The organism is Pleurocapsa sp. PCC 7327 (genome assembly GCF_000317025.1).
Classification (GTDB): domain Bacteria; phylum Cyanobacteriota; class Cyanobacteriia; order Cyanobacteriales; family Microcystaceae; genus Hydrococcus.
Window position 1 is genome coordinate 2,845,992 of sequence record NC_019689.1, and the last position, 24,495, is coordinate 2,870,486.

The following is a 24,495-nucleotide window of genomic DNA, read 5'->3' on the forward strand; positions in this document are numbered from 1 at the left end:
TAAAACCTTAGCACGATAAAGAGTTTTCCTAGAGGTGCAACGCGGTTGTACCTCTACTTTTTTAGGCTATTTTAATCGCACGCAGTTGGATTGAAAAAGTTATCAAAGATTGGTAGAAATCGCCTGTACCGGACAGGTGGGAATGCACTGCTCGCAGACGACACAGCGCAATCGCAGGAATTTTAATTTAAACGTTTCCGGTTCTAGGGTTAAGGCTTCTGTGGGACAAACGCCCGTACACAACCCGCAGTCAACACAACTGTTTTCATCGATGACAATTTCGCGACTCGCCAGAGAAACGCCAATTCCCTGCGATCGCAACCATTCCATCGCCGCTTCTAACTCGTCGATATCCCCCGATAATTCTAGTACCAGTTTGCCTATCTGGTTGGGCGCGACTTGGGCGCGGATAATATTGGCAGCAACGTTAAAATCCTTTGCCAGTCGATAAGTCACTGGCATATGCACCGTTCTTGGGGGAAAAGTCAGCGTGACCCGTTTTTTCATCGTTCGGTTGTCACTCGATCGTAAATAGCTACAATGAAATCGTATAAAATGAGTCCAAAATCAATTAGGTATGGCTGAGAATTTATCGGGGTCTCAAGGAACAAATGCCACTCGAATTAGAAACTTGTTAATTGCCATAGCTGCGATCGCTCTGGGCGTTGCCATCTCTTTTGGCTTTCAAACTCAAGCTAGCTCGGTTTCTCTCGAAGCGCAAGCCGAACAATCCACTCCCCTCGAAGTTGCCCTGACAAACGGCAAGCCCACTCTAACAGAATTCTATGCTAACTGGTGTACGACTTGTCAGGCGATGGCAAAAGATTTAGCCCAACTCAAACAAAATTATGCTGACTCGATAAATTTTGTCATGCTCAACGTCGATAATAGCAAATGGCTGCCCGAAATCTTGCGTTATCGCGTGGACGGCATTCCCCATTTTGTTTTTTTAAATCGACAGGGAAAAGCAGTTGCCCAAACGATTGGCGAACAACCGCTTTCGGTCATGGAAGCCAATCTAAACGCTCTGGTCGCTAATTCAGAGTTGCCATACGCCTATTCTACGGGTCAAACCTCTACCTTTAACGCTCCAGTTAATGCTGCCAATTCCAGTCAGGACGATCCCCGCAGTCACGGCGCTCAAGTAAAACAGTAAATCAAGTTTTTATAGGCAGCACAAACTTGACCACAACAATTGACAATTGACAATTCGCAATGACAATCAATTGTGAATTGGGTTGACGCTGACAGCTTAAGAGGCTATATAGGAACAGAACCATTACTCGATTACTAAGGCGATCGTGAGAAATTAGTTATCAAAATCTTTAACACTCCATCTCCATCGCAAATCTGAGCTTAAAAAGCGATCGCGACAAGATTCGTGCCAACTTAAGCAAATTTTTGCGATGAAATTTTCCTATGTTGCTCGCTATGCGGTAGCAGCCTCGCTCCTGCCGTTTGCCCTCTTTGGCTGTGCGCTTACTACTGCGGAGGAAGCTTTCCCATCCGCTACTACTAAAACCATTAGCGGACTCCAACTCTCAGAAGTCGAACCAGAGTTTCAAAACTCTTGGACGCAAGAACTAGAAGCCGAATTTCAACAACGCGCTGCTACCGTTATTCGTCATTTTGCCAACCCAAACGGCTACGGTAACGGCCATGGAGAAAATGAAAAGAGCGCCTATTCCAGAGCCATGTTTGATTTTTTGGCAGGCAATCGGAAAACTGCACTGGTTTTTTTGCAACAAGAAGATCCGCAAGCCGACAAACATGCGCATACAGAAGGAATCGACTATTACTATAGCTTTACCCTTAAAGGACAAATTCGCAAGTATTTCCTGTTCGGACGATTTCTCGATCCAGCTTACAAGCAACGCATGTATTTGGGAGCCAAAAAATGGACTCAAGAAGATCCCCTCAACCGTATGCATCCCATCTACGGTTTTGGAGATAGTCGAGGCAAAGAATGGGATATGAGCAAGCGTGGCGGTTGGGTGGATAGTCGCAACACAGATAATCTCAGAGCTATGAGAGAAGTTGCAGTCTATCTAATGGCAGAAGAAACCGGAAATGAGAAAACCCGACAACTCTACAAGCAAAAAATTCAAGGCTACGTTAGAACACTTTATCACATTGGTATGGGGGAATGGGATTCAGAGGCTTATATGAGTCATACTTTTGTCCCCTATCTCAATCTCTATGACTTTGCCAAAGATCCACAAGTAAAACGATTGGCGAAAGCTGCATTAGATTGGATGTCGGCTGCAGCTGCCGTGAAGTACTATCGAGGCGGATGGGGAGGTCCGTCCAAGCGGGATTATGGCGGTGGCAATGGCGCTTTGATGTCTTCAGCAGCGAAAACGTTCTGGTTATACTTTGGCGATACGCCACTCCCCAATTCCCAGCCAGAGTTGGATATGTTGTATCTCATCACTAGCATCTATCGACCGCCGCAAGCCGTCGTTGCTCTGGCACGCAAGCAATTCGATAAACCCTTAGAAATTCTAGCCACTAAACCCTTTTATGAGAATTGGAAATTGGGAAATGACGAGTATCCTGCCTATTGGGAAACTCAATTTTTTGGCAATACTTATCAAATGGGAAGTGTAGCGGGAACTTTTGCGGACAAAGATGTCTCGCCGTTTAAATTGATGGCATATAACAGTAGACGCGGGGTCGATTATTTTATAGCGAATACAGGTGGTAATTGGGTGCATCCGGGAAAAAATTCCGGAGATCGAATCGGGCAATCTCGCAATCTTTTGATTTGGTTGCGTCCTGCTACCCAAACGCCTTTTTTCTTTCAATTACCGAAAACGGCTAAAGCAGAAATTGAAGGCGGAATTTGGTTTTTTCAATTAGAAAAAACTTGGTTAGCCATTCGCCCCATTAATCTAGATACTTATTTTCCCGTTCCAATTAGCGATCGCAAGTATGGTTCAATTTATGTCCGAGAACAAACCTTCAAGGCAACAACTAAGGACGACACTTATGCAGGTTTTGCGCTCGAAGTTGGCGAGCCAGAATCCCATGGTAGTTATGAAGAATTTAAGCAAGCCGTCAAACAAAAAAGTCAACTCGATCTCAGTCAGTTAAACCAAGGAATAGTTAAATTACAAGATGTCAAAGGTAATCATTTACAACTATTCTATAATCAGTTATTTCTACTTCCTTTGCTAATTTTCAATGGTAAAGAACGCAATTGGTCAGAGAATTTTGCCCTTTATAACAGTCAAACAAGAGATCGAGCACCAATTTCCCTCGGCTGGAAGCAGGGAGAACTCTTAATAAAAGCTGGAGAATTACAGTTTAAAACTCGCGCGATTCAGTAAGTTAGTAGTTAATAGTTATACTATCGGCTAACAACTAACTACTATCCGTCAACCACTATGATTAGGCAGATTTGGTTCTGTCTGGTAAAATCCACGTCAAGACGGGAATTAAAATGGCGCTGGCGATCGCGACGATCGCTATAATCCATAAAGTTTGAAAAAGTTCTACTGTCATATCTTTTTCCCTCCGCCAACCTTAAACTTCTCTAGGTTGGTTTTTTCTACTCCAATCGTAGCAAAGAAGCAAAAATTTATGAGAGTTGAGTTACATTGATTGCAAAATTAGTTTAACTTTCTTATCAAAAAGCTCAGAAACTACTCATACCAATTGGAAAAATCTTAGCTACAAATAGATTTTTCAAACCTTATGGGATCGATCTTTCTCAATCCAAAATCGGATTGGAGAGGAATCTCGCAAATCATAATAGTTTTCGCTAAAATTTTCTTAGGCATTTTTGTTTCGCGATCGCAATTTCTTATTAGTCATTGGGCATTGGTTATTGGGGAAAAGGGGAAAGGGAAAAGAACTTTTGACAAAGGACAAGTGACAAAGGATAAAGAAGAACGAGATTTCCGCCCCAATAAGACTGGCACGATTCGATAGAATATAGTCTACAAGGAGTAATCGAGTTAAACGCTCGAACGAAAACGACCCAAGAGCGAATCAAAAAGACAGGAGAGAAAAATAGGCATGGGAAGAGTAGTCGGCATTGACCTGGGGACAACTAACTCCGTGGTAGCCGTCATGGAGGGTGGAAAGCCTCTCGTAATACCAAATTCGGAAGGAATGCGAACGACCCCTTCCGTAGTTGGCTTCACAAAAGATGGCGAATTAGTTGTGGGACAAATGGCGCGACGGCAAGCCGTTTTAAATCCCCAAAATACCTTTTTTGCGATCAAGCGCTTCATGGGTCGTCAATACGCAGAATTACAACCCGAATCCAAGCAAGTTCCCTATACCATCCGTCGGGATGAAATTGGGAATATTAAAATTCGCTGTCCGCGCTTGAAAAAAGAATTTGCTCCTGAAGAGATTTCAGCGATGATTCTGCGCAAACTGGCTGAAGAAGCCAGTCGCTACTTGGGCGAAGAAGTGACAGGGGCAGTAATTACCGTTCCCGCCTATTTTAACGACTCTCAACGACAAGCCACCAGAGACGCGGGACGCATCGCGGGATTAGAAGTCTTACGCATTATCAACGAACCAACCGCAGCATCGTTGGCGTATGGGTTAGACCAGCAGCAAAACAAGAAAATTCTAGTTTTTGACCTCGGCGGCGGAACATTTGATGTCTCGATTTTAGAGGTTGGAGATGGCGTGATCGAGGTGAGAGCGACCAGCGGCGATACCCAGCTAGGCGGCAATGATTTTGATAAACGAATTGTAGACTGGCTGGCAGAACAATTCCTCGAACAACATGGGGTGGATCTGCGCCGCAGCGATCGCCAAGCTCTACAACGCCTGATAGAAGCAGCAGAAAAGGCAAAAATCGAACTCTCTGGCGTTAGCATCACCGACATTAATTTACCCTTTATTACTGTCACTGAAGACGGACCTCAACACATCGAAACCCGATTGACTCGCGCCAAATTTGAAGAACTCTGCGGAGATTTAGTAAGTCGCTTGCGCCGTCCCCTCAAACGCGCCATTGCTGACGCGGGTTTAAGCCCAGTGCAGATCGACGAAGTTGTCTTGGTGGGCGGGGCAAGCCGCATGCCCATGGTACAAGCGCTAGTACGCAGCTTCATTGACAAAGAACCCAATCAAAACGTCAATCCCGACGAAGTTGTCGCCGTCGGTGCGGCGATTCAAGCAGGAATTCTACAAGGGGAAGTCAAAGATATTCTGTTGTTAGACGTAACTCCCCTCTCTTTGGGATTGGAAACCATCGGCGGCGTGATGAAAAAACTAATTCCGCGCAATACTACTATTCCCGTTCGTCGTTCCGACGTTTTCTCAACCTCTGAAAACAACCAAACCCAGGTAGAAATCCACATCCTTCAAGGAGAACGCGAAATGGCGACAGGAAATAAGTCGCTAGGACGATTCAAGCTAACTGGAATTCCACCTGCCCCCAGAGGAGTTCCCCAAATCCAAGTCTCCTTTGATATCGATGCCAACGGTATTCTGCAAGTTACTGCCCGCGATAAAACCACCGGACGCGAACAAAGCGTTACCATCCAAGGCGCTTCTACGCTAACCGAAGCAGAAGTCAATCGCATGATTCGAGAGGCTGCCCAGTTTGCCCAGCAGGACAGAGAGAAAAAAGAACGGGTAGACAAACGCAATAGCGCTAAATCTTTAGTCGATCGCGCTCAACGCCGCCTCAAAGAAGCTACCTTAGATTTTGGCACTCAATTCACCAATTCCTATCGCCGTCAAATCGAAGCTCTGAGTACGGAAATTCTCGATAGCTTAGAAAAAGACGACGATCGCAGGCTCGATAGAGCGCAAGCAGACCTTCAAGACGTTCTCTACGAACTGCAACGAGAAGTGCGACTGCAATACGAAAGCGAAGAAGATGAAGGTTTCTTCGGTTCCATTCGCAATATCTTTACTGGCGACAAAGAAGAAGACCTTCCCTATCCAACGAGACGTTCTTCTAGCTATCGCGACGATTACCGCGATTCTCACCAAGGCAATTATCGAAATAATTATCGAGATGACTACCAAGATGACTACCGAGATAACTATCGCTCTCACAATCCCAATTACGATGATTATGACAACAAGTACTACGATCGAGGAAGCTCCTCTCGCTCTCGCTCTCGCAACTCTTCTTCCGAGTCCGGTCGCTCTTACAATCGGGGTCGTTCTCGCAATCTTCCTTACGAAAATGATTGGGATGAAGATGATGACGATTGGTTTTAAGTCAGCGACCGCCGTCATAGAGCTGTGAGACGGCTGCGATCGAAGCGGCGAGAGCCAGTTACCAGTGACCAGTTACCAGGAAACAGTAACAGATAAACCAACAGTGGGTAACCAAATAACTAATAATTGAGATTAATAACTGGTAACTGATAATTAATCAATAGATGAGATGCGATACGTCGCGTCTCTCCCAATAACTGATAACTGATAACTGAATTAGTGATAACTGTCATATGCAACAACAATTGCGTAATTATTATGAAATTTTAGGGCTTTCTAGAGATGCTTCCGGAGAGGAAATTAAAAAAACATTTCGCAGATTGGCTCGACAGTATCATCCCGACGTTAATCCGGGAGATAAAATCGCAGAGGAAAAATTTAAGGATATTAATGAAGCATATGACATCCTCTCCGATGAAAATAAACGGGCAGATTACGATAAACTTCTTTTTGGAAAACCGAAGCGCAGGTTTGAGCGACCTAGAGTAGGGTTCAATCGTAATAGCAACGGAAGCAGCAGCAATTCTCGTCAGGCATTCGAGACCTGGAAAATCAGAGATTTCAGCCCAGGAACGACTAAAACGGCTAAAGTGGTCAGTCCCCCGCTTCGTCGGGATGTTGAGGCAAGATTGACTCTGCCCCTCGAAAAAGCTTATCGCGGCGGCAGAGAGCGCATTCGACTTGAAGACGGGCGATCGCTAGAAGTCGATATGCCCCCCGGCATAATGAATGGGCAAAAAATTCGACTCAAGGGTCAGGGAATTAACGGCGGCGATCTCTATCTTAAAATTACGGTCGCTCGCCATCCTTTCTTTGAGGTACAAGGGTCGGATATTTATTGTCAGATCCCGGTGACACCTAGCGAAGCAATTGTCGGAGGGGCTGTAGAAGTTCCAACCATCGACGGTCTCGTCAAAATGATCGTTCCCAAGGGAGTTAGAGCGGGTCAGCGCCTGCGCCTTGCCAATAAAGGCTATCCTGACGGTCAAGGCAGCAGGGGCGATCAGTTAGTAGAAATTCAGATCGTTATTCCTCCCGAACCAAGCGAGCAAGAGTTGGAACTATACAAACAATTGAGGCAGGTGGAAAAGTTTAATCCTCGTCGCAATTCGATCGCTTGAGCTAATAACTATCGGTCTTTGTCTTAAACAGATTCGAACTAGATAAGGCTTTCAGTCCATTTTAATGGACTTATGTTCTTAGCCAAGAAATTGATTTCTTGGCGAGATTTTAATGTTGACTGGATATGGTGCAAGGTATAAGTCTTCGATAGATGGAGCGAATCCTGATGCATAAGCTCTTGTCACATAAAATAATTTTGTCAAGTTATTGAAATAATTGTTTATATAAAGCTATAATTCTTTACATAGAGAAAAACAAAGGAATAACAAAAATATGACATCTCGCGGATATACCACAGAAGAAGGAAATCGATTAAATAACTTTGCCATCGAACCTACAATGTACGTAGATGAAACCCCCAAAACTGGCTTTACTCAGCATGCAGAGCAACTCAACGGTCGCTTGGCAATGATTGGGTTCATCTCCCTGTTAGCTCTCGAAGTCCTTACGGGACAGGGATTAATTGGTTGGTTGACTAGCCTGTAAACATCGCATCAAACTTTTAGTTCGTTTCAATCGAGTCCTAGTTCGAGCGACTGGGACTTTTTGTTCGTTGGTGCGATTGACAAAACGGCAGTCAGGCGAGTAAATCTTCTTCTGCCTGAAATTCCGAGTACGTTAGAATCAAATTTAGAAGACTATTAATTCCTGCACGTTATTAAATTGTATTTTTTCCCCATTGACACGTACTAACTAACCACAAACGCCAAACGAGATGACTTCACAAATTAAAGCAGTTCAAACTGCATACTATAGCGATGTATCCTATCGAACTCCCCCGCCAGATTTAGAATCTCTGTTGCTCAAAGAGCGCATCGTCTATTTGGGAATGCCGCTGTTTTCTTCAGACGATGTCAAACAGCAAGTTGGCATTGATGTCACTCAGTTAATTATTGCTCAACTACTTTTCCTACAATTCGACGATGCAGAAAAGCCGATCTACTTCTACATTAACTCTACCGGAACCTCGTGGTACACCGGAGACGCGATCGGCTATGAAACGGAAGCTTTTGCAATCTGCGACACGATCGCTTACATCAAACCTCCCGTTCATACTATTTGTATCGGTCAGGCAATGGGAACGGCAGCCATGATCCTCTCGGCAGGAACCAAAGGTTGTCGCGCTAGCCTTCCCCACGCTACTATCGTTCTCAACCAAAGCCGAACAGGAGCGCAAGGTCAAGCGACAGACATTCAAATCCGAGCCAAAGAGGTAATCTCCAATAAGAGAACCATGCTGGAGATTCTCTCCAAGAATACGGGTCAACCAATCGAGAAAATCGCCAAGGATATGGATCGTACTTTCTACATGACCCCTCAACAAGCCAAAGAATATGGACTGATCGATCGCGTCTTAGAAAGTCGCAAAGAACTGCCCAAACCTTTAACGAGTGTCAGTTAATTGTTGTTAACCTTTAAATACAAAATACGAGTAAATTGCTATGCCCATTGGTGTTCCTAGTGTGCCTTATCGCCTTCCTGGCAGTCAGTTCGAGCGTTGGATCGATATTTACACTCGCCTGAGTCAGGAACGCATTATTTTCCTCGGTCAAGAGGTGACAGACGGACTCGCTAATCGCATCGTGGCTTTTCTGTTGTATTTGGACTCCGACGATTCGAGCAAGCCGATCTACATGTACATTAACTCTCCAGGCGGTTCCGTCACAGCTGGCATGGCGATTTATGATACCATGCAATACATTAAAGCAGATGTTATTACTATCTGCGTTGGTTTAGCTGCTTCGATGGGAGCTTTCTTGCTAGCAGCAGGCACGCCCGGAAAACGTCTAGCTCTTCCTCACTCCCGGATCATGATTCACCAACCTCTAGGAGGAACCGGACGCAGACAAGCAACAGATATCGAGATCGAGGCAAAAGAAATTATCCGAATTCGTCGTCAGTTAAATGAAATCCTGGCGCAACGGACGGGTCAACCAATCGAAAGAATTGAGAAAGATACCGATCGCGATTATTTCATGTCTGCTGAAGAAGCCAAAGAGTACGGTCTCATCGATAGGGTAATCGAAGAAACCAAAAAGTGATCGTCTTGCACGCGAGCTAGCGAGCGAGTGGATCCCACGCCTCAATCCGTGGGATTTTTTCTGAGAATTAGTAACTTTTGCCACGATTTTCTCCTGCGGATCGAGTCTCGCTCATCCGTACCGCTCTCTAAACGCTATCAATACTAGGTATATCTTGCGAACGATAGACTTGCCCGCGTTGCAAAACCTGATATTGACGCAAAAGCTCATGTTTTTTCTGAAGATTGTACCGCTGACCGACTAGGGTTGCCCTTAACATTTTTTGTTTTTCGAGTTCGTAGGCAAGTTCTTGTTCTAGCGTCAGCCGCTCGCGCTGACTAGCTCTATTAAGTCTCTCTTGTAATTCTCTAATCGTCTGCTCCTGCATGACCAATTCTTCTTCTTGGTCATTAACCAAAGACTGTAACTGTTCCCAGTTGTATTGAAAATCGAGCGCAATTTGCTCCAACTCATGGATAGAGGTATTTCCTAACTCTATAGAGGGAGTATAGCCATCGTCGAGCGAAAACTCGTTCGATGCTATCGACCAAGAGGGGGGCAGCCTATCCTCCCGAACTTCTGGATAGTTATTATTTGAGGCTGACTCCTGCTTGCTCTCTGGAGCAAAATAGTAGTAGCTATAGGGTTCGCGATCGGGAATAACGCCATTGACGACGATTCCTAGAACGTTCTGACCCGATTGTTCTAAAATTTCTTTAGCAAAAATGGCACTGTCTCGCTCGACGACACCAGGCTTAACGACTAATAACATTCCATCAGCCATGCGGCTCAGAATCGGAGCGTCGGCAGCCAGGTTTAGAGAAGGAGTGTCAATGATAACGAAATCGTATTTTCTAGTAAATTCTCGCAGTAATAAAGTCATCCGTTGAGAATCTAAAATTGTTGCCGGACTGGGAGGAATTACGCCAGAACTGAGAATATCTAGATTGGGAATGACTGCTTGTTTGAGCGCCTTACTAAGAGTGATTTGCTCGACTAAAAGATTGCTCAACCCCACATTGGGATAAAGTTCCCAGATCCGATGTTGAATTGGATGGTGCAAGTTTGCATCTACCAACAAGACTTTGTGCCTCACCTGCGCCATAGCAGCCGCTAAATTAGCAGCTACAGTGGATTTTCCCTCTTTAGAAACCGAACTGGTTACGACAATAATTTTTTGTTGGCGATCGGAACTGAGAAACTTGAGATTGGACTGAAGCATCCGATAGGATTCGCTAATCGGCGAATCGGGAGTATTTTGAACCACGAGCGTCGGAATGGGCAGTTCTGAGTTTTCATCCAAACGAGCAAATTTCTTTTGGCGATCGAGCGATGGAACGATCCCTAGCAGCGGATAGCCAAACAATTGCTTGATTTCTTTGACTGTCTTGAGGGTTCGGTCTTTTCTTTCTAGCACTAAGACGGTAGTGGTAGATAGGAAAGCACCTAAGATCGTCCCTAAAGCCAAAACCTTAAGCGGCTGGCTCAATTGCGGCTTTTCAGGAACGATTGCCCCTTCAACAATTGAGACGTTAGTCGAATCTTTCTGAGCAGCTAGCTGAGCTTCTTGGATTTTTTGAAATAAGCTTGTATAAGTCGTTCGGGCAGTTTCCAGTTGTCTCTCTAGGACTCGCTGCTTTTGTTCCAATTTCGGGAGCAAATTCGCTCTTTGTTGGTACGCAGCCCTAGAATTGTATTGAGAAAGCAATTGTTGCGCTAGGTCGAGGCGTTCCTTCTCGATTTGGATGTAATCTTCCATCAAGTTTTGAGTTTGGCGATCGCGGTTATTTTCGAGCAGTCCGTCGGGAATACGCGCCTCAGAACCTAGTGTTTTTCGGATTTGTCGTTGCAAGTTGTCTCTGATTTCTGTTTGCTTTTCCTTCAAGGTCACGACTATAGGATGGGACTCTTGGTAACGACTTCTTTCATTGGCTAGGTCTTGTTCTACCTGTTCGAGGTCTTTGAAGATGGCTTGTATGGCAGGAGACTTGCTGAGAATTTGCGCGGCAATGGCTTGCTCGAAGCTTAGCCCCAGTTGCTTGCGCCATGCCTTGACTTGTGCTTCAACTCCCTCAAATCGCGCCTTAGTGGTAGCAATGTCGTTGTCTAAAATTTTTATTTTTTCGACGGCTGACTTAGATTCTTCCGCTAAATCTACGATTTTGTTTTGCAGTTTAAATTGACGCAGCGCGATTTCGGCTTGGCGCAGCGCGGCTTCTGCTTTGGGCAACTGGTTGGCAATAGATTTGCGCGCTGCTTGGGCTTCATCCCGTTTGTTGAGAATATCGATTTCTCTATAAAACTGGATCAGTTGGTTGACTACGGCAGCAGCTAGCTTGGGATCGGAACTCGTATAAACAACCTTCAAGACATCCGTTCCGCCGATGATTTTAACCTCTAACTTCTTCTTGAAGTCTTTTGGCTTGAGAGGCTTACCCTCTTCATCTTTGAGATTGAGAGCATCGATTGTCTTTTGCAGAAGCGGCGTGGAAGTTAGGATCTCTATTTGAGTATTTAAAGGATTTTGGGTGGAAACGAGCGGTTTGAGTTGTCCGATCTCGTTTCCCAATCCCATTAGCATCGTACTGCGATCTTCTTTGAATAACAGCTTTCCTTCAGCTTGATAAGAGGGTTTGAGCAGAGTTATCGAAAGGGCAGATAGACCAATGGCTGCCAGAAAAACGCCGACCATTGGCACCCATCGTCGTTTCAGGGCGATTAGGTACTTACCAAAGTCTAAATCCAACAATTCTCTATCTTCCATAAACTCTCGTGTAGTATTTTATTAATCTGATATATTTATTTTCTAGCAGCGGCATGTTTATTTACTGACATAGGCTTGTTGCAAGCGAGGTGTCGCGATTAGACGATAAAGCTGCTCCAAACTGTGCCAGTAATTTTTGATATCAAACCTAGCCGCCATAGTTCTGGCGGTTTTTCCTAAAGCCAGTCGCAGCGGTTCGTCTTCGATCGCCAATTTCATGGCATTAGAAAGCTGCTGGATATTTCCCGGCGTTACTAGCAGACCATTCTCGCCACAGACAACTAGCTCGGCAATTCCTCCTACAGGCGTGGCTATAATCGGTAAACCCCAACCCATCGCTTCTAGGATTGCCATCGGTAAGGCTTCATGATATGAAGGTAAAACAAAAATATCCGCTTCGCTCATAAGCGCATTGCGTTGCTCTGGAGAAATCCAGCCCAACAAAACAACTCTCTCGGCAAGGCTGAACTTCTCGACTAACCTATATCCTCTCTCTAAGTCTCCATCGCCTGCCAAAATCAATTTGGCTTTTTGCTGCTGGAGATCCGGTAAATTGGCAAAGGCTTCGATTAAATCGAAAGCTCCTTTGCGCTGACCTACTCGTCCCAAAAAGACAAGATTGACGGATGAGCGATTGACTCGTTCTGGAACTTGAGAGGGTAACTCGACGGGATTGGGAAGGACAAAAACGCGATCGCGCGGTAACTGAAGACTGCGAATATATAGTTCGCGATCGGTTTTAGATAAAGCAATTAATCCTTTACATTGACGAAATGCCAATCTGATTAATTGCTGAATCCATTTAGGAAGAGTCGAGAAAAATGAATGGAATTCAGCTCCGTGGGCATGCATTAAGATCGGGTTCTTAAACCACGAGGCAACAAAAATAACAATCGTTTTTCGGAGGACGCTACCGCGTTCTGAAAAATGGACATGCAGTAAATCTATGTCTTTTTTTGATAGGAGCAATATTAAAGCGAGCAAAGCTTTGATAAAGACTCGAACGCGATAAAAGGTTGACCCTTCATCATGAGTTGTAATATGCCGAATCTCAAATTCGGGAAGACTATAGTTTAAGATTAGTTTTTCGACAGAAGCAATGCCACCTTTTTGGTTGAGGTTAGACCCCATCATGACTACTTGATATTTTAATGAGTCCATCTCGTCAAACGGCAGTTTTCATGTTTTGCAAATAATATATCAGAACCTTAGAGTGGCAATAAATTTGTTGCGATTCCAGTCCTCGAAAAATGTTGTCGTATTCTGACAGTTTTGTTTTAGTTATGTTAGACAAAGTGTAAATTTTAAGAATATCATCGCTTTATAAATCTAACTCTAAAATCAGATCTCCTGAATTCACAGCATTTAAAATATAAACTAAAAATAATCGCAAATTAATTAATGTTTTTATAAAATTGAAAATCAACAATATTCCTTTTATTGCTGAATTTTTAGGCAACAATTAAAAATATAAAACTCATAAAAATAGCTGCCATAGTCTTAATGGAATCAAGCTATGACAGAGCCTTAAAGCGATCGCGAGTGGCAAAGTAAATTCAGAATAAACCACCGACCGAGCCTGGCTGAGCCAGGAGCGCACCGCACGCAGGGAAAAATACAGAGCTATTGAAGCGATAAGCGTAAAGATCTTCTTGCTGCGAGCCAATAAAATCTTTCAACGGTTTGACGCTAGCGCTTGGCGATAAATCTCAACCGTTTGAGCGGCGATGGTTGACCAATTCAAATCTTCCTGACAGCGAGCCAAGGCTGCTGCTTGCATTTGCGCTTGCAGTTGGCGATCGCTCAATAGGCGAACGATCGCGTCGGCTAGAGCGGGAACGTCGCGAGGCGGTACGAGCAGTCCGTCTCGTTCGTGTCGAACTACCTCGCCGATTCCTCCCACATCAGAGGCAATAATTGGCGTTCCCATACCGTAAGCTAGAGCAGCAACCCCGCTTTGAGAGGCTTCAACGTAGGGTAAAACAACAACGGTGCTGCTTTGAAACAAAGCTATGACCTCTTCAATGGGAATGAAATCATTGATAATTTGATAGTGTCGCTCGTCCCAGCCGTTGGGAAAATATTGTCTGAGATTTTCGCCCCGTCCCGCGATAATCAACTTAACTTCGGGAATTTTATCGACGATTAGAGGCATTGCCTTGAGTAGATAAGATAAACCTTTGTAAGGCCAAATCCTTCCGAAAAACAGTAGCGTATATGGCTCGCGGGGGAAGTGTATCTTACCGACACGTCGCTGATAAAGGCTACCTAGTTCTCCATGGGGCAACACGTTAATTCGCCGCTTGGACTTGGGAAATCGTTCGCTTAAGGCTTTCTTAAGAGAATCGGCATGAACGATAAACTGTTGGGAGCGATTAATAACGATTTGGCGAGTATAATCCGAACCCGGTACGCGATCGCGATCGCCAGGGTGTCGCACGACATCATGAATAGTCGTCACCAATGGCGGCACTCGATGGTACAAAAGCGTTAGATCGAACCAGGGATCGTTCGTTTCCTGTAGATGCAAAACATCGGGCTGTACTTGGCGAACGATCCGCATCATCTCCCTCATTGCCAAAACATTACGCGGATCGCGGATGCGAGGTTTTTTAAAGCTACGAAAGGCGATCCTCGAATCGAGAACGTTTTTACAGCTTGCTGAGATTTTCTCCGGGTGAATTAGGGTTAGATCGACATACTGGCACAACCCATTGGCTAATTCAACCGTGTAATCCTCAAAACAAAAATGCAGCAGAGCAACTTTCAGCATTGGTATCGCCGGACGGGTTTTGTTTTTAGTTTTTCAAATCTTACGTCAATTCGTCAGTTATTATTACCTATCGAGGTTTCGCGGTTGTCAAAAAGTTCTGTCTTTCGCTAGAAGCCAATGATACGAGCGCCAGTCTATGTTGGTTAATAGTTATTCTTATTTTTAGTTAATTTTTTATCATAACCGAATCCAGATTGCGATTTCTATAAGGAGCAAGTCAACATAGCTCGATAGTTTTTCAAGTGATTTTGGAACCCGACATCGAGTAAGCTTGTCATTCATTTACGGCGAGCGCAGATTGCTTGCCTTGTTATTCAAAAACTTTCAATAAATTGATACAGGAGAAACCATGAAATTGACGCTTCCAATTCGTTTAGCAACTTTAGCAACCCTCGCATTAACAAGTATCTTTCCTTTGGATTCCGCTAAATCGGCAGTCTCCTTCGACGAACGAGTTATGGACCAAAGTCAAGTGATTGCCGTTGCCAGACCCTATGGCAACAATAAATACGACTTGCTCGTGATCGAGCAAATTCCAGGCAAAAAACAGTGCTGGAGCGAAAGCGGTGCCAATCCAGTCGTAGTAGAACCCCTATTGTTAAAATTTGACTTTACCGGGCATTGTCGGCGCGCTACCGATAGTAACGGCTATTCCATTCGGATTGACGGTCGAGACTACGGCTTGAATTATCTCTTGAGCGTCGTTCCTCGCAATAGCGAACTTTTCTTAGTCGGAACGCCTAGAACGGGCGGATCAGAAATTGTCGTCGCTAGAACGAGGGGTCTGAGTCAGGGATTTCTTAAGTTCGTTCTCGAACCGGGCTGGCAATTTTCAAAAAGAGCCTTTGATGGCAAAGAACTCGGTCACTTCTATTTCAGCGGCAATGGAGAAGCAATTGTAGCGGCTGGCGGTTCTTTACCTCCCAATCATACTCCCGCCCCAGCGATCGCTTTCACAGACATCGGCAACGACATCTACAAAGCTGAGATCGAACAAGCAGTAGCCAAAGGATTTATCGCTGGTTTTAAGGAAGATAGTACTTTCCGTCCCGAAGTTGCCCTTACCAGAGAGCAATTGGTTTCGATGATTGTCGATGCTCTCAAAACCGTACCCGAAACCAAGGTGAGCGTTGCCGACCGAATTTCTGAGAACCCTTATACTGATGTAGATGGTTCGCGCTGGAGTGCTGCCAAGATTCAATGGGCAAAGAAAAATCAGATCGTTAGCGGCTATCCCGACGGGACGTTTAAACCGACTAAAGAAGTGACTAGAGCCGAGTTAGTAGCCGTGTTGCAGAAGGCAGCAAAATATGCCCAAACTCAGCGCGGTTCGTCAGCACAATTGCCAGCTAAGGAGACGCCAAAAACTTTCTCCGATACAGCCGGACACTGGGCTGAAACCTTGGTCAGCCAAATGTCAGCTTATTGCCAAGTTGCTTCTCCAGTTAACGAAAAGGGCACTGCCTTTGCTCCTAACGCTCCCGCCTTTCGTAACTACGCAGCAGCAGCCACTTTGCGAATGCTTAACTGTGTCAATTCAAATCCCCAGCAACCGACCAACTGAATGAAAACGGTGTAGGCAAACGGAATTAATAGGCTACTAGACCGCGCCTTTAATGTGAAGAATTGATAAAGATCGCGCGAATTGTTTGTTACCCAGATGACAACTTTCCTGTGCCTATTGTTATCTTATGCTAAGGTGATTTATCACTCTGTTAGTTCTGATTGTCTCGCGATCGACGTTGTTTATGGAGCAAACTATGGTTCAGTCCAAAGAAGTTTCTCTGCTCACCTCCGTAACGCAAACGGGAGTAGCAGCGACCGAAATCCGTCCCTGGGGATCTTTTACGACCCTCGAAGAAGGAATTGGCTATAAGATTAAACGTATTGAAGTCAATCCGGGACATCGCTTAAGCTTACAGATGCATCATCACCGTAGCGAACACTGGATCGTTGTCTCCGGTACGGCTAGGGTAATTTGTGGAGATAAAGAAGAAATTTTAGGCGCCAATCAATCTACCTACGTCCCTCAATGTACTCCACACCGTCTGGAGAATCCAGGCGTAATTAAGCTAATTCTCATCGAAGTTCAAAACGGAGAATACTTGGGAGAAGACGACATCATTCGCTTCCAAGATGACTATGCTCGCAAGTAGAGAGATAGAGAAGCAAGGGAAGATAGGAGGAAACTAACCACTGTACGGGCGGGTTTTTGACAGTAACTGTAGGTAAGTCTCTAGCGTTTTTCGATAAACTCGTCCCTACTAACAGGTTGTCTAAAAAGTATAGAATGTCGAAGATACTCCGCCAATTGAGCGGCGGAGGTGGCTTCGACTCTGTCATGTTGAGCGTAGCGATAGTCATCCAAAATTAAATAGAATAACTGGTAACTGGTAACTGATAACTAATCACCGATAAATGATCCATCTCACTCAAGCTGCTGCCAATGAAATCAGGCGCTTGCAAGCAAGTCGTCAAAAAATTGGCAGCTACTTTCGTCTAGGCGTGCAAACGGGCGGATGTTCCGGCTTATACTATATACTAGACTTCTGCGACACGCCCCATAGCGGCGATCGCACCTACGAAAGTCAAAGCATCTCTATCCTAGTCGATGAGAAAAGCGATTCCTACCTCAAAGATCTCAAGCTAGACTTCGCCGAAGACTTGATGGGAGGTAGCTTTCGCTTTCAAAATCCCAATGCAGCTTCGACTTGCGGTTGTGCTTTGTCCTTCTCTTGCGCTGTCTAGGAAGCCGCGTAATGCATATTTTAATAAAAATGGTTGACACAACTGCTCTAATGTCGGTAGGATGGAAATTTGTCAACCATTTTCATTTTGACTGGGAGTTTGTTCTAACTTTTATCGAGTAACTCATGCCCACTATTCAGCAGCTTATTCGCAGCGAACGAGCTAAATTTAACAAAAAAACCAAATCTCCGGCGCTCAAGCAATGCCCGCAGCGTCGAGGCGTTTGTACCAGAGTATTCACGACCACGCCGAAAAAACCCAACTCCGCTTTGAGAAAAGTAGCAAGGGTTCGCTTGACTTCAGGGTTTGAAGTAACAGCATATATTCCCGGCATCGGTCATAATTTACAAGAACATTCCGTAGTTCTCATTCGCGGCGGTCGCGTTAAAGACTTGCCCGGTGTCAGATATCATATCATTCGCGGAACTTTGGATGCGACAGGGGTTAAAGATCGCAAGCAAGGTCGTTCAAAATACGGAACTAAGCGTCCAAAATCTGCTTAGTTAATTTCTTCTAATCCTAGTCGAGTCGTCTAATTTTTAATTAGACAATATAATTAGCTCAGCCTTAAGCAATCTTGTTTTAAGACAAGATTAATGCTTGGAGGCAAAATTAGTTTGTTTACCTCAAAAACTAGCTTCCTAATATTTCTAAACAATACGAGGATAAAGAGTAGCAATGTCTCGTCGATCTAGTCACAAAAGACGCACCATCCCCCCCGATCCCGTATACAATAGCCGTCTTGTTAATATGACAATTCGGCGCGTCATGAAAAGCGGTAAAAAATCGCTGGCTTCTAGCATCGTATACGATGCCCTAAAAACAATAGGAGAACGAACGAGTAGCGATCCCATAGAATTATTTGAGAAAGCGATTAAAAATCTAACTCCGCTAGTGGAAGTCAAGGCGCGTCGCGTTGGAGGTGCAACCTATCAAGTCCCAATGGAAGTGCGTCCGGAACGGGGAACAACCCTAGCCTTGCGCTGGCTGATTAATTATTCTCGCAACAGAGGCGGTAAGACGATGGCAAGCAAACTTGCCAATGAAATTATGGATGCCGCCAACGAAACCGGGGGAGCTATTAAAAAACGAGAAGAAACTCATCGGATGGCTGAGGCAAATAAAGCATTTGCTCATTACAGATACTAAAATCTGCCTAATCTAGTTCTAAAAATAGGAGGTACGGTCACCTCCTCTACGACGTTGAATAATTTCAACAAAGAAAAGTATAGAATTGTAAAGGGTGTAAACAAATCCTAACGATACGATTAATATTTGCTGGGCAAGACAAAGGAGGTAGCTGTGGCACGTAGCATCCCGCTGGAGAGAGTGCGCAATATAGGTATCGCAGCGCATATAGATGCGGGCAAGACAACAACAACTGAACGAATTCTCTTTTATACGGGAGTCGCTCATAAATTGGGCGAAGTCCACGAAGGGACTGCTATTACTGACTGGATGGAGCAGGAACGGGAGCGCGGCATCACCATCACTGCTGCCGCCATCAGTACGAGCTGGAAAGACCACCGGGTTAATATTATCGATACGCCCGGTCACGTGGACTTTACTATCGAAGTCGAACGCTCCATGCGAGTGTTAGACGGTGTAATTGCCGTATTCTGTTCGGTGGGAGGTGTCCAGCCCCAATCTGAAACTGTATGGCGGCAAGCAGACCGCTATCAAGTGCCTCGGATTGCATTCGTCAACAAAATGGATCGCACCGGAGCGAACTTCTTTAAAGTATACGAGCAGATGCGCGATCGCCTGAGAGCGAACGCCGTCCCCATTCAAATTCCCATCGGCGCAGAAAGCGATTTCCAGGGAATTGTCGATCTCGTGCAGATGAATGCCAGAATCTACAAAGACGACCTCGGTAAGAACTATGAAGATACCGAGATCCCTGAAAATATGAAAGAGCTGGCAGAAGAATATCGCACTAAGCTGATCGAAGCGGTAGCAGAAACCGACGAAGCGCTGATTGAAAAGTATTTAGAAGGCGAAGAACTAACCGTCGAAGAAATCAAGAGAGGGTTGCGCCAAGGGACGATTGCCGGCTCGATCGTACCGATGTTATGCGGTTCCGCCTTTAAGAACAAAGGCGTTCAGTTGCTACTCGACGCAGTAGTCGATTATCTGCCATCTCCCACAGAAGTTGCTGCTATTAAGGGCGTTCTGCCAGATGGAACCGAAGCAGTCAGAAAGGCTGACGATAACGAACCTTTCTCGGCACTGGCTTTCAAGATAGCTGCTGACCCCTTCGGACGTTTAACCTTCTTGCGAGTATATTCTGGAGTCTTGCAAAAAGGCAGTTACGTCTACAACTCCACCAAACAACAAAAAGAGCGAATTTCTCGCCTAGTCGTCCTCAAATCCAACGAGCGGATTGAAGTTGAAGAACTGCGCGCGGGCGATCTCGGTGCGGCTATTGGTTTGAAGAACACAACCACGGGAGATACCCTCTGCGACGAGGCAAATCCCATCATTTTAGAATCGCTCTTTATTCCCGAACCCGTTATCTCGGTAGCAGTAGAGCCAAAAACCAAGCAAGACATGGATAAGCTCTCTAAGGCTCTTCAGGCGCTAGCTGACGAAGATCCGACTTTCCGCGTCAGCGTCGATCGAGAGACAAACCAAACCATCATTGCTGGAATGGGCGAGTTGCACTTAGAGATTCTCGTTGACAGAATGCTGCGGGAGTATAAAGTAGAAGCGAATGTGGGTCAACCTCAAGTGGCTTACCGCGAGACTATCCGCAAGCCTGCCAAAGCCGAAGGTAAATACATCAAGCAGAGCGGCGGTAAAGGTCAATACGGTCACGCTGTAATCGAAGTCGAACCAGGCGAACCGGCGAGCGGATTCGAGTTTGTCTCCAAGATCGTTGGGGGGGCAATCCCCAAAGAATACATACCAGCCGTTGAGAACGGAGTCAGAGAAGCTTGTGAATCGGGAATTGTTGCTGGCTATCCTCTAATTGACATTAAAGTTACTTTAGTAGATGGCTCCTATCACGAAGTTGACTCTAATGAAATGGCATTTAAGATTGCAGGTTCGATGGCAATTCGAGATGCAGTCATGAAATCATCTCCAGTAATTTTAGAGCCGATGATGAAGGTCGAGGTAGAAGTACCAGAAGACTTTTTAGGAGATGTTATGGGCGATCTCAACTCTCGTCGCGGCAACATTGAAGGTATGAACTCCGAAGCTGGCTTAGCCAAGGTTACTGCTAAAGTTCCTCTGGCAGAAATGTTTGGCTACGCGACCGATATCCGGTCAAAAACTCAAGGTCGAGGTATCTTCTCAATGGAGTTCAGTCATTACGAAGAAGTACCTCGCAACGTCGCTGAGACGATTATTGCGAAAAACAAAGGGAACGCCTAACAGTGACCAGTAACCAGTGACCAGTTGCTTTTTTGTAGGTCACTGGTAAAACCTGATAACTGATAATGTGAAGCGGAATCAAAAAAGGAACGATAATTCATGGCACGCGCAAAATTTGAACGAACTAAACCCCACGTAAACATTGGTACTATCGGTCACGTAGACCACGGTAAGACGACCTTAACGGCAGCAATTACAATGACTTTAGCTGCACAGGGTAAGGCAAAAGCCAGAAAATACGACGAAATTGATGCGGCTCCCGAAGAAAAAGCTCGGGGCATCACGATCAATACCGCTCACGTGGAGTACGAAACCGAAAATCGTCACTACGCTCACGTAGATTGCCCCGGACATGCTGACTATGTGAAGAACATGATCACGGGAGCCGCTCAGATGGATGGTGCTATTCTAGTCGTGTCTGCGGCTGATGGTCCTATGCCCCAAACTCGCGAGCACATCCTCCTGGCAAGACAGGTAGGCGTACCTAACCTCGTTGTTTTCCTAAACAAGAAAGATATGGTCGATGACGAGGAACTGTTGGAACTCGTCGAGCTTGAGGTAAGAGAGCTTCTGAGCCAATATGGTTTTAATGGGGATGAAATTCCAATCGTAGCTGGCTCTGCCCTCCAGGCACTCGAAGCCATGGTTGCTAATCCCAAAATTCAGAAAGGGGAAAATGAGTGGGTTGACCAAATCTATAAACTCATGGAAGCGGTAGACAATTATATTCCCACGCCAGAACGCGAAGTCGATAAACCCTTCTTGATGGCAGTAGAAGATGTGTTCTCAATCTCTGGTCGCGGTACCGTAGCAACCGGAAGAATCGAGCGCGGCAGAATTAAGGTCGGTGAAACCGTTGAATTAGTGGGAATTAAGGATACTCGCAGCACTACGGTGACTGGGGTAGAAATGTTCCAGAAAACTCTCGATGAAGGTATAGCTGGAGACAACGTTGGTCTGCTACTTCGCGGTCTTAAGAAAGAAGAAGTCGAACGGGGAATGGTACTCGCCAAACCAGGTTCGATCACCCCTCACACGCAATTTGAGGGAGAGGTTTACGTTCTGACTAAGGAAGAAGGCGGTCGTCACACCCCGTTCTTCAAGAACTATCGCCCTCAGTTCTATGTGCGTACGACCGACGTAACCGGAACGATTAAAGACTACACCGCAGACGATGGCAGCGCAGTAGAAATGGTCATGCCTGGCGATCGCATCAAAATGACGGTCGAACTGATTAACCCGATCGCGATCGAACAAGGAATGCGTTTCGCCATTCGCGAAGGCGGACGCACCATCGGCGCTGGAGTCGTATCGAAAATCCTTAAGTAGAACAACTTACTTAAAGCAGTCGGAGCAGATAAGTGTCGAAAAGTCAAATACTTTGTCTGCTCCATTACTATCTTGAAACGGTTATTTGTCGCAAATAAACAAATGACAAATGACAAACCATTAACAGAACCTTGACAATTTAAAGAAAGAAAATGGCAACCCTTCAACAACAAAAAATTCGCATTCGTTTGAAAGCTTTTGACCGTCGCCTGCTCGATACCTCCTGTGAAAAGATAGTAGACACGGCAAATAGAACCAACGCTACAGCAATCGGTCCAATTCCTTTGCCAACCAAGCGCAGAATCTATTGCGTCCTGCGATCGCCTCATGTTGATAAAGACTCGCGCGAACACTTTGAAACTCGTACTCATCGTCGAATCATTGATATTTATCAGCCTTCTTCAAAAACGATCGATGCTTTGATGAAGCTAGATTTGCCCGCGGGAGTTGATATTGAAGTGAAATTGTAAGGAGTTAGTAGCGAGTAGTTAGTAGAAGATGTTAGTTGGTTCTTACCAACCATAACTAATAGCTACTAACTGTTTGCTAGCTCGGCATGACTACATCAGATCCTGTTTGAATACGCGAATGGTATCCGGTTGCTAGAGCTGGGGATCTAGTTGGTATTATTTGTCAGTACGATAAGTTAAAAGTCAAGAAATCCAGATAACTTAAATCAGATTCGCTTGATTTTTCTGTCAAACTCGCTACAATTTACATAAAATATTAGCAGTACAAGATGGTTCAATAGCCATCCTAAAACTAGCTAAACTAAAACAATAATTAAGTCAAAAGATGCCGCCACAATCGTCTGCCAGTAATTCCCGAATAGGTTAGCTTAATTAGATTCCAACAGAATCATTAATCGGACACAGGTCGTAGGGATTATCAACAATGGATTGCCGCCACATTCGATTTTGCGCTCAAAGATCGGCGATCGATCTTTATCAGTTACAAGAATTATTTAACCTAGCCGCATTTTGGGCGCGCGAGCGAAAAATAGAAGATCTAGAAATTGCAATTAACAATAGCAATCCAGTTGTCACCGTTTGGGATGCAAATCGCACCATCGGTTTTGCCAGAGCTACATCCGATGGCATCTATCGCGCTACGATTTGGGATGTCGTCATTCACCCAGATTATCGGGGACTAGGATTGGGACGCAAGCTGGTAGAGACCGTATTAAGTCATCCTTTGCTTAATCGCGTTGAGAAAGTTTATTTGATGACCACTCATCAACAAAGCTTCTACGAACGGATAGGCTTTCAGGAAAATAGGACAACCACTATGGTGTTACACAACTTTCCAAGCGCTAGTCCCCTACCTATTCCAGAACTATGGGAAGCCGACACCGTAACCGTGTAATCTTTTGAGCAGTTGCTTGTGAAGAAGATATCTCTAAAACCTCTAACTTTCCTCCCATTGCCTCTAATAAGGTTTGAGCAACCCACAATTTCATTCCTGAGGACATTTGAAGATTTTGAGCCAAGAAGCTAGTTTCTTCCAAATTAGGTTGTGGCATCGATGGGGTTTCTGATGTAGATTGGAATAAATCGATTGGTTCGCACCAAATATTGACGGGACAATCGAGATCGACACAACCTGCAAGTTTTTCTGTGGACGCGCGTTCGGCAATCGCTACAACTCGAATCCTACCTTCTTTGAGGTAGCTAATGCTGGTATCTACGAGATTAACAAGTATTTGTACAAGGCGCTGGTAGTCTGCCATTACGCGAAGATTTGGCGGCGGCGAGACAATTTCTAGATCGAGTCTGCGATTCTTAGCTTGTAAGTAGGTGAACTGATGTAACTCTAAAAAGACTTGAGTTAAGTAAACGGGTTGAATTTCTAGCTCGATCGCGCCACAGTCTATCTTAGAAACTTCGATCAGTTCGTCGAGAAGTTTGAGAAATTGTTGGGCAGATTGATAGGACTGCGCGAGAAAATCTCTCTCTTCTTGAGGATTATCGCACAAATTAGACAAAATTATCTGATGCAAACCAATCAAACTGCTTAGAGGCGATCGCAACTCGTGCGCCGTTCTCGCCAAAAAACCACTTTTAAATTGACCGAGCTGGGTTGCCATGAGATAAGCTAACTTAGTTTGCTTTAATTCTTCTTTGAGCGCCTCTATCTCATTCATAAATTGCTGCTAT

At 45.0% G+C, this 24,495-nt stretch carries 21 protein-coding genes; 16 read left to right on the forward strand and 5 right to left on the reverse strand.

The window, feature by feature from the left end:
• Window positions 1-102 precede the first annotated feature (102 nt).
• Window positions 103-507 (reverse strand): NIL domain-containing protein, encoded by a 405-nt coding sequence (locus PLE7327_RS12655; RefSeq protein WP_015144220.1) that lies wholly within the window; start codon window positions 505-507, stop codon window positions 103-105.
• A gap of 70 nt (window positions 508-577) precedes the next feature.
• Here PLE7327_RS12655 and PLE7327_RS12660 point away from each other — a divergent pair, with 70 nt between their 5' ends.
• The 7 genes from PLE7327_RS12660 to PLE7327_RS12695 all read left to right on the forward strand — a co-directional run bounded on the left by PLE7327_RS12660 (window position 578) and on the right by PLE7327_RS12695 (window position 9,368).
• Window positions 578-1,156 (forward strand): thioredoxin family protein, encoded by a 579-nt coding sequence (locus tag PLE7327_RS12660; protein WP_015144221.1) that lies wholly within the window; start codon window positions 578-580, stop codon window positions 1,154-1,156.
• 250 nt (window positions 1,157-1,406) lie between these two features.
• Entirely contained in the window at window positions 1,407-3,332 is a 1,926-nt protein-coding gene (locus PLE7327_RS12665) for a hypothetical protein (RefSeq protein WP_015144222.1), read from the forward strand.
• Window positions 3,333-4,023: 691 nt separating this feature from the next.
• Window positions 4,024-6,204 (forward strand): molecular chaperone DnaK, encoded by a 2,181-nt coding sequence (gene dnaK, locus PLE7327_RS12675; protein WP_015144225.1) that lies wholly within the window; start codon window positions 4,024-4,026, stop codon window positions 6,202-6,204.
• 233 nt (window positions 6,205-6,437) lie between these two features.
• Complete coding sequence (locus PLE7327_RS12680) at window positions 6,438-7,325, forward strand: J domain-containing protein (RefSeq protein ID WP_015144226.1); 888 nt, start codon at window positions 6,438-6,440, stop codon at window positions 7,323-7,325.
• Window positions 7,326-7,599: 274 nt separating this feature from the next.
• Window positions 7,600-7,812 (forward strand): chlorophyll a/b-binding protein, encoded by a 213-nt coding sequence (locus PLE7327_RS12685; protein WP_015144227.1) that lies wholly within the window; start codon window positions 7,600-7,602, stop codon window positions 7,810-7,812.
• A gap of 229 nt (window positions 7,813-8,041) precedes the next feature.
• The gene (locus tag PLE7327_RS12690; protein WP_015144228.1) at window positions 8,042-8,728 is read left to right on the forward strand and encodes an ATP-dependent Clp protease proteolytic subunit; all 687 of its coding nucleotides are present in this window, start codon (window positions 8,042-8,044) and stop codon (window positions 8,726-8,728) included.
• 40 nt (window positions 8,729-8,768) lie between these two features.
• On the forward strand, window positions 8,769-9,368 hold the full coding sequence (locus PLE7327_RS12695) for an ATP-dependent Clp protease proteolytic subunit (RefSeq protein WP_015144229.1): 600 nt from the start codon (window positions 8,769-8,771) through the stop codon (window positions 9,366-9,368).
• A gap of 127 nt (window positions 9,369-9,495) precedes the next feature.
• On the opposite strand, the gene PLE7327_RS12700 is transcribed toward PLE7327_RS12695, so the two are convergent.
• From PLE7327_RS12700 to PLE7327_RS12710, 3 genes are all read right to left on the reverse strand, one after another.
• The gene (locus tag PLE7327_RS12700; RefSeq protein ID WP_015144230.1) at window positions 9,496-12,111 is read right to left on the reverse strand and encodes a polysaccharide biosynthesis tyrosine autokinase; all 2,616 of its coding nucleotides are present in this window, start codon (window positions 12,109-12,111) and stop codon (window positions 9,496-9,498) included.
• Window positions 12,112-12,168: 57 nt separating this feature from the next.
• Complete coding sequence (locus PLE7327_RS12705) at window positions 12,169-13,272, reverse strand: glycosyltransferase family 4 protein (protein ID WP_015144231.1); 1,104 nt, start codon at window positions 13,270-13,272, stop codon at window positions 12,169-12,171.
• 514 nt (window positions 13,273-13,786) lie between these two features.
• Window positions 13,787-14,884 carry a glycosyltransferase family 4 protein gene (locus PLE7327_RS12710; protein WP_015144232.1) on the reverse strand — a complete coding sequence of 366 codons (1,098 nt, stop codon included), beginning with the start codon at window positions 14,882-14,884 and terminating at the stop codon, window positions 13,787-13,789.
• 349 nt (window positions 14,885-15,233) lie between these two features.
• Here PLE7327_RS12710 and PLE7327_RS12715 point away from each other — a divergent pair, with 349 nt between their 5' ends.
• The 9 genes from PLE7327_RS12715 (at window position 15,234) to PLE7327_RS12755 (ending at window position 23,704) form a co-directional block, all read left to right on the forward strand.
• Window positions 15,234-16,448, forward strand: coding sequence for a DUF3747 domain-containing protein (locus tag PLE7327_RS12715; RefSeq protein ID WP_015144233.1), 1,215 nt, complete (start codon window positions 15,234-15,236; stop codon window positions 16,446-16,448).
• Between the two features lie 196 nt (window positions 16,449-16,644).
• A complete protein-coding gene (locus PLE7327_RS12720) occupies window positions 16,645-17,040 on the forward strand; it encodes a cupin domain-containing protein (protein ID WP_015144234.1) in 396 nt (131 codons plus the stop codon).
• Window positions 17,041-17,302: 262 nt separating this feature from the next.
• Window positions 17,303-17,632 carry an iron-sulfur cluster assembly accessory protein gene (locus tag PLE7327_RS12725; RefSeq protein WP_015144236.1) on the forward strand — a complete coding sequence of 110 codons (330 nt, stop codon included), beginning with the start codon at window positions 17,303-17,305 and terminating at the stop codon, window positions 17,630-17,632.
• A gap of 125 nt (window positions 17,633-17,757) precedes the next feature.
• Entirely contained in the window at window positions 17,758-18,135 is a 378-nt protein-coding gene (gene rpsL, locus PLE7327_RS12730) for a 30S ribosomal protein S12 (protein WP_015144237.1), read from the forward strand.
• Window positions 18,136-18,310: 175 nt separating this feature from the next.
• Window positions 18,311-18,781 carry a 30S ribosomal protein S7 gene (gene rpsG / locus PLE7327_RS12735; protein ID WP_015144238.1) on the forward strand — a complete coding sequence of 157 codons (471 nt, stop codon included), beginning with the start codon at window positions 18,311-18,313 and terminating at the stop codon, window positions 18,779-18,781.
• A gap of 153 nt (window positions 18,782-18,934) precedes the next feature.
• On the forward strand, window positions 18,935-21,010 hold the full coding sequence (gene fusA, locus PLE7327_RS12740) for an elongation factor G (protein WP_015144239.1): 2,076 nt from the start codon (window positions 18,935-18,937) through the stop codon (window positions 21,008-21,010).
• A gap of 99 nt (window positions 21,011-21,109) precedes the next feature.
• Window positions 21,110-22,339, forward strand: coding sequence for an elongation factor Tu (tuf, locus tag PLE7327_RS12745; protein ID WP_015144240.1), 1,230 nt, complete (start codon window positions 21,110-21,112; stop codon window positions 22,337-22,339).
• A gap of 152 nt (window positions 22,340-22,491) precedes the next feature.
• Window positions 22,492-22,809, forward strand: coding sequence for a 30S ribosomal protein S10 (rpsJ, locus tag PLE7327_RS12750; RefSeq protein ID WP_015144241.1), 318 nt, complete (start codon window positions 22,492-22,494; stop codon window positions 22,807-22,809).
• Window positions 22,810-23,233: 424 nt separating this feature from the next.
• Window positions 23,234-23,704, forward strand: a complete 471-nt coding sequence (locus PLE7327_RS12755) for a GNAT family N-acetyltransferase (protein ID WP_015144242.1) — start codon at window positions 23,234-23,236, stop codon at window positions 23,702-23,704.
• Here the strand turns inward: PLE7327_RS12755 and PLE7327_RS12760 are convergent.
• A complete protein-coding gene (locus tag PLE7327_RS12760; RefSeq protein WP_015144243.1) occupies window positions 23,664-24,482 on the reverse strand; it encodes a sensor histidine kinase KdpD in 819 nt (272 codons plus the stop codon). The genes PLE7327_RS12755 and PLE7327_RS12760 overlap by 41 nt on opposite strands.
• Window positions 24,483-24,495: the final 13 nt, after the last annotated feature.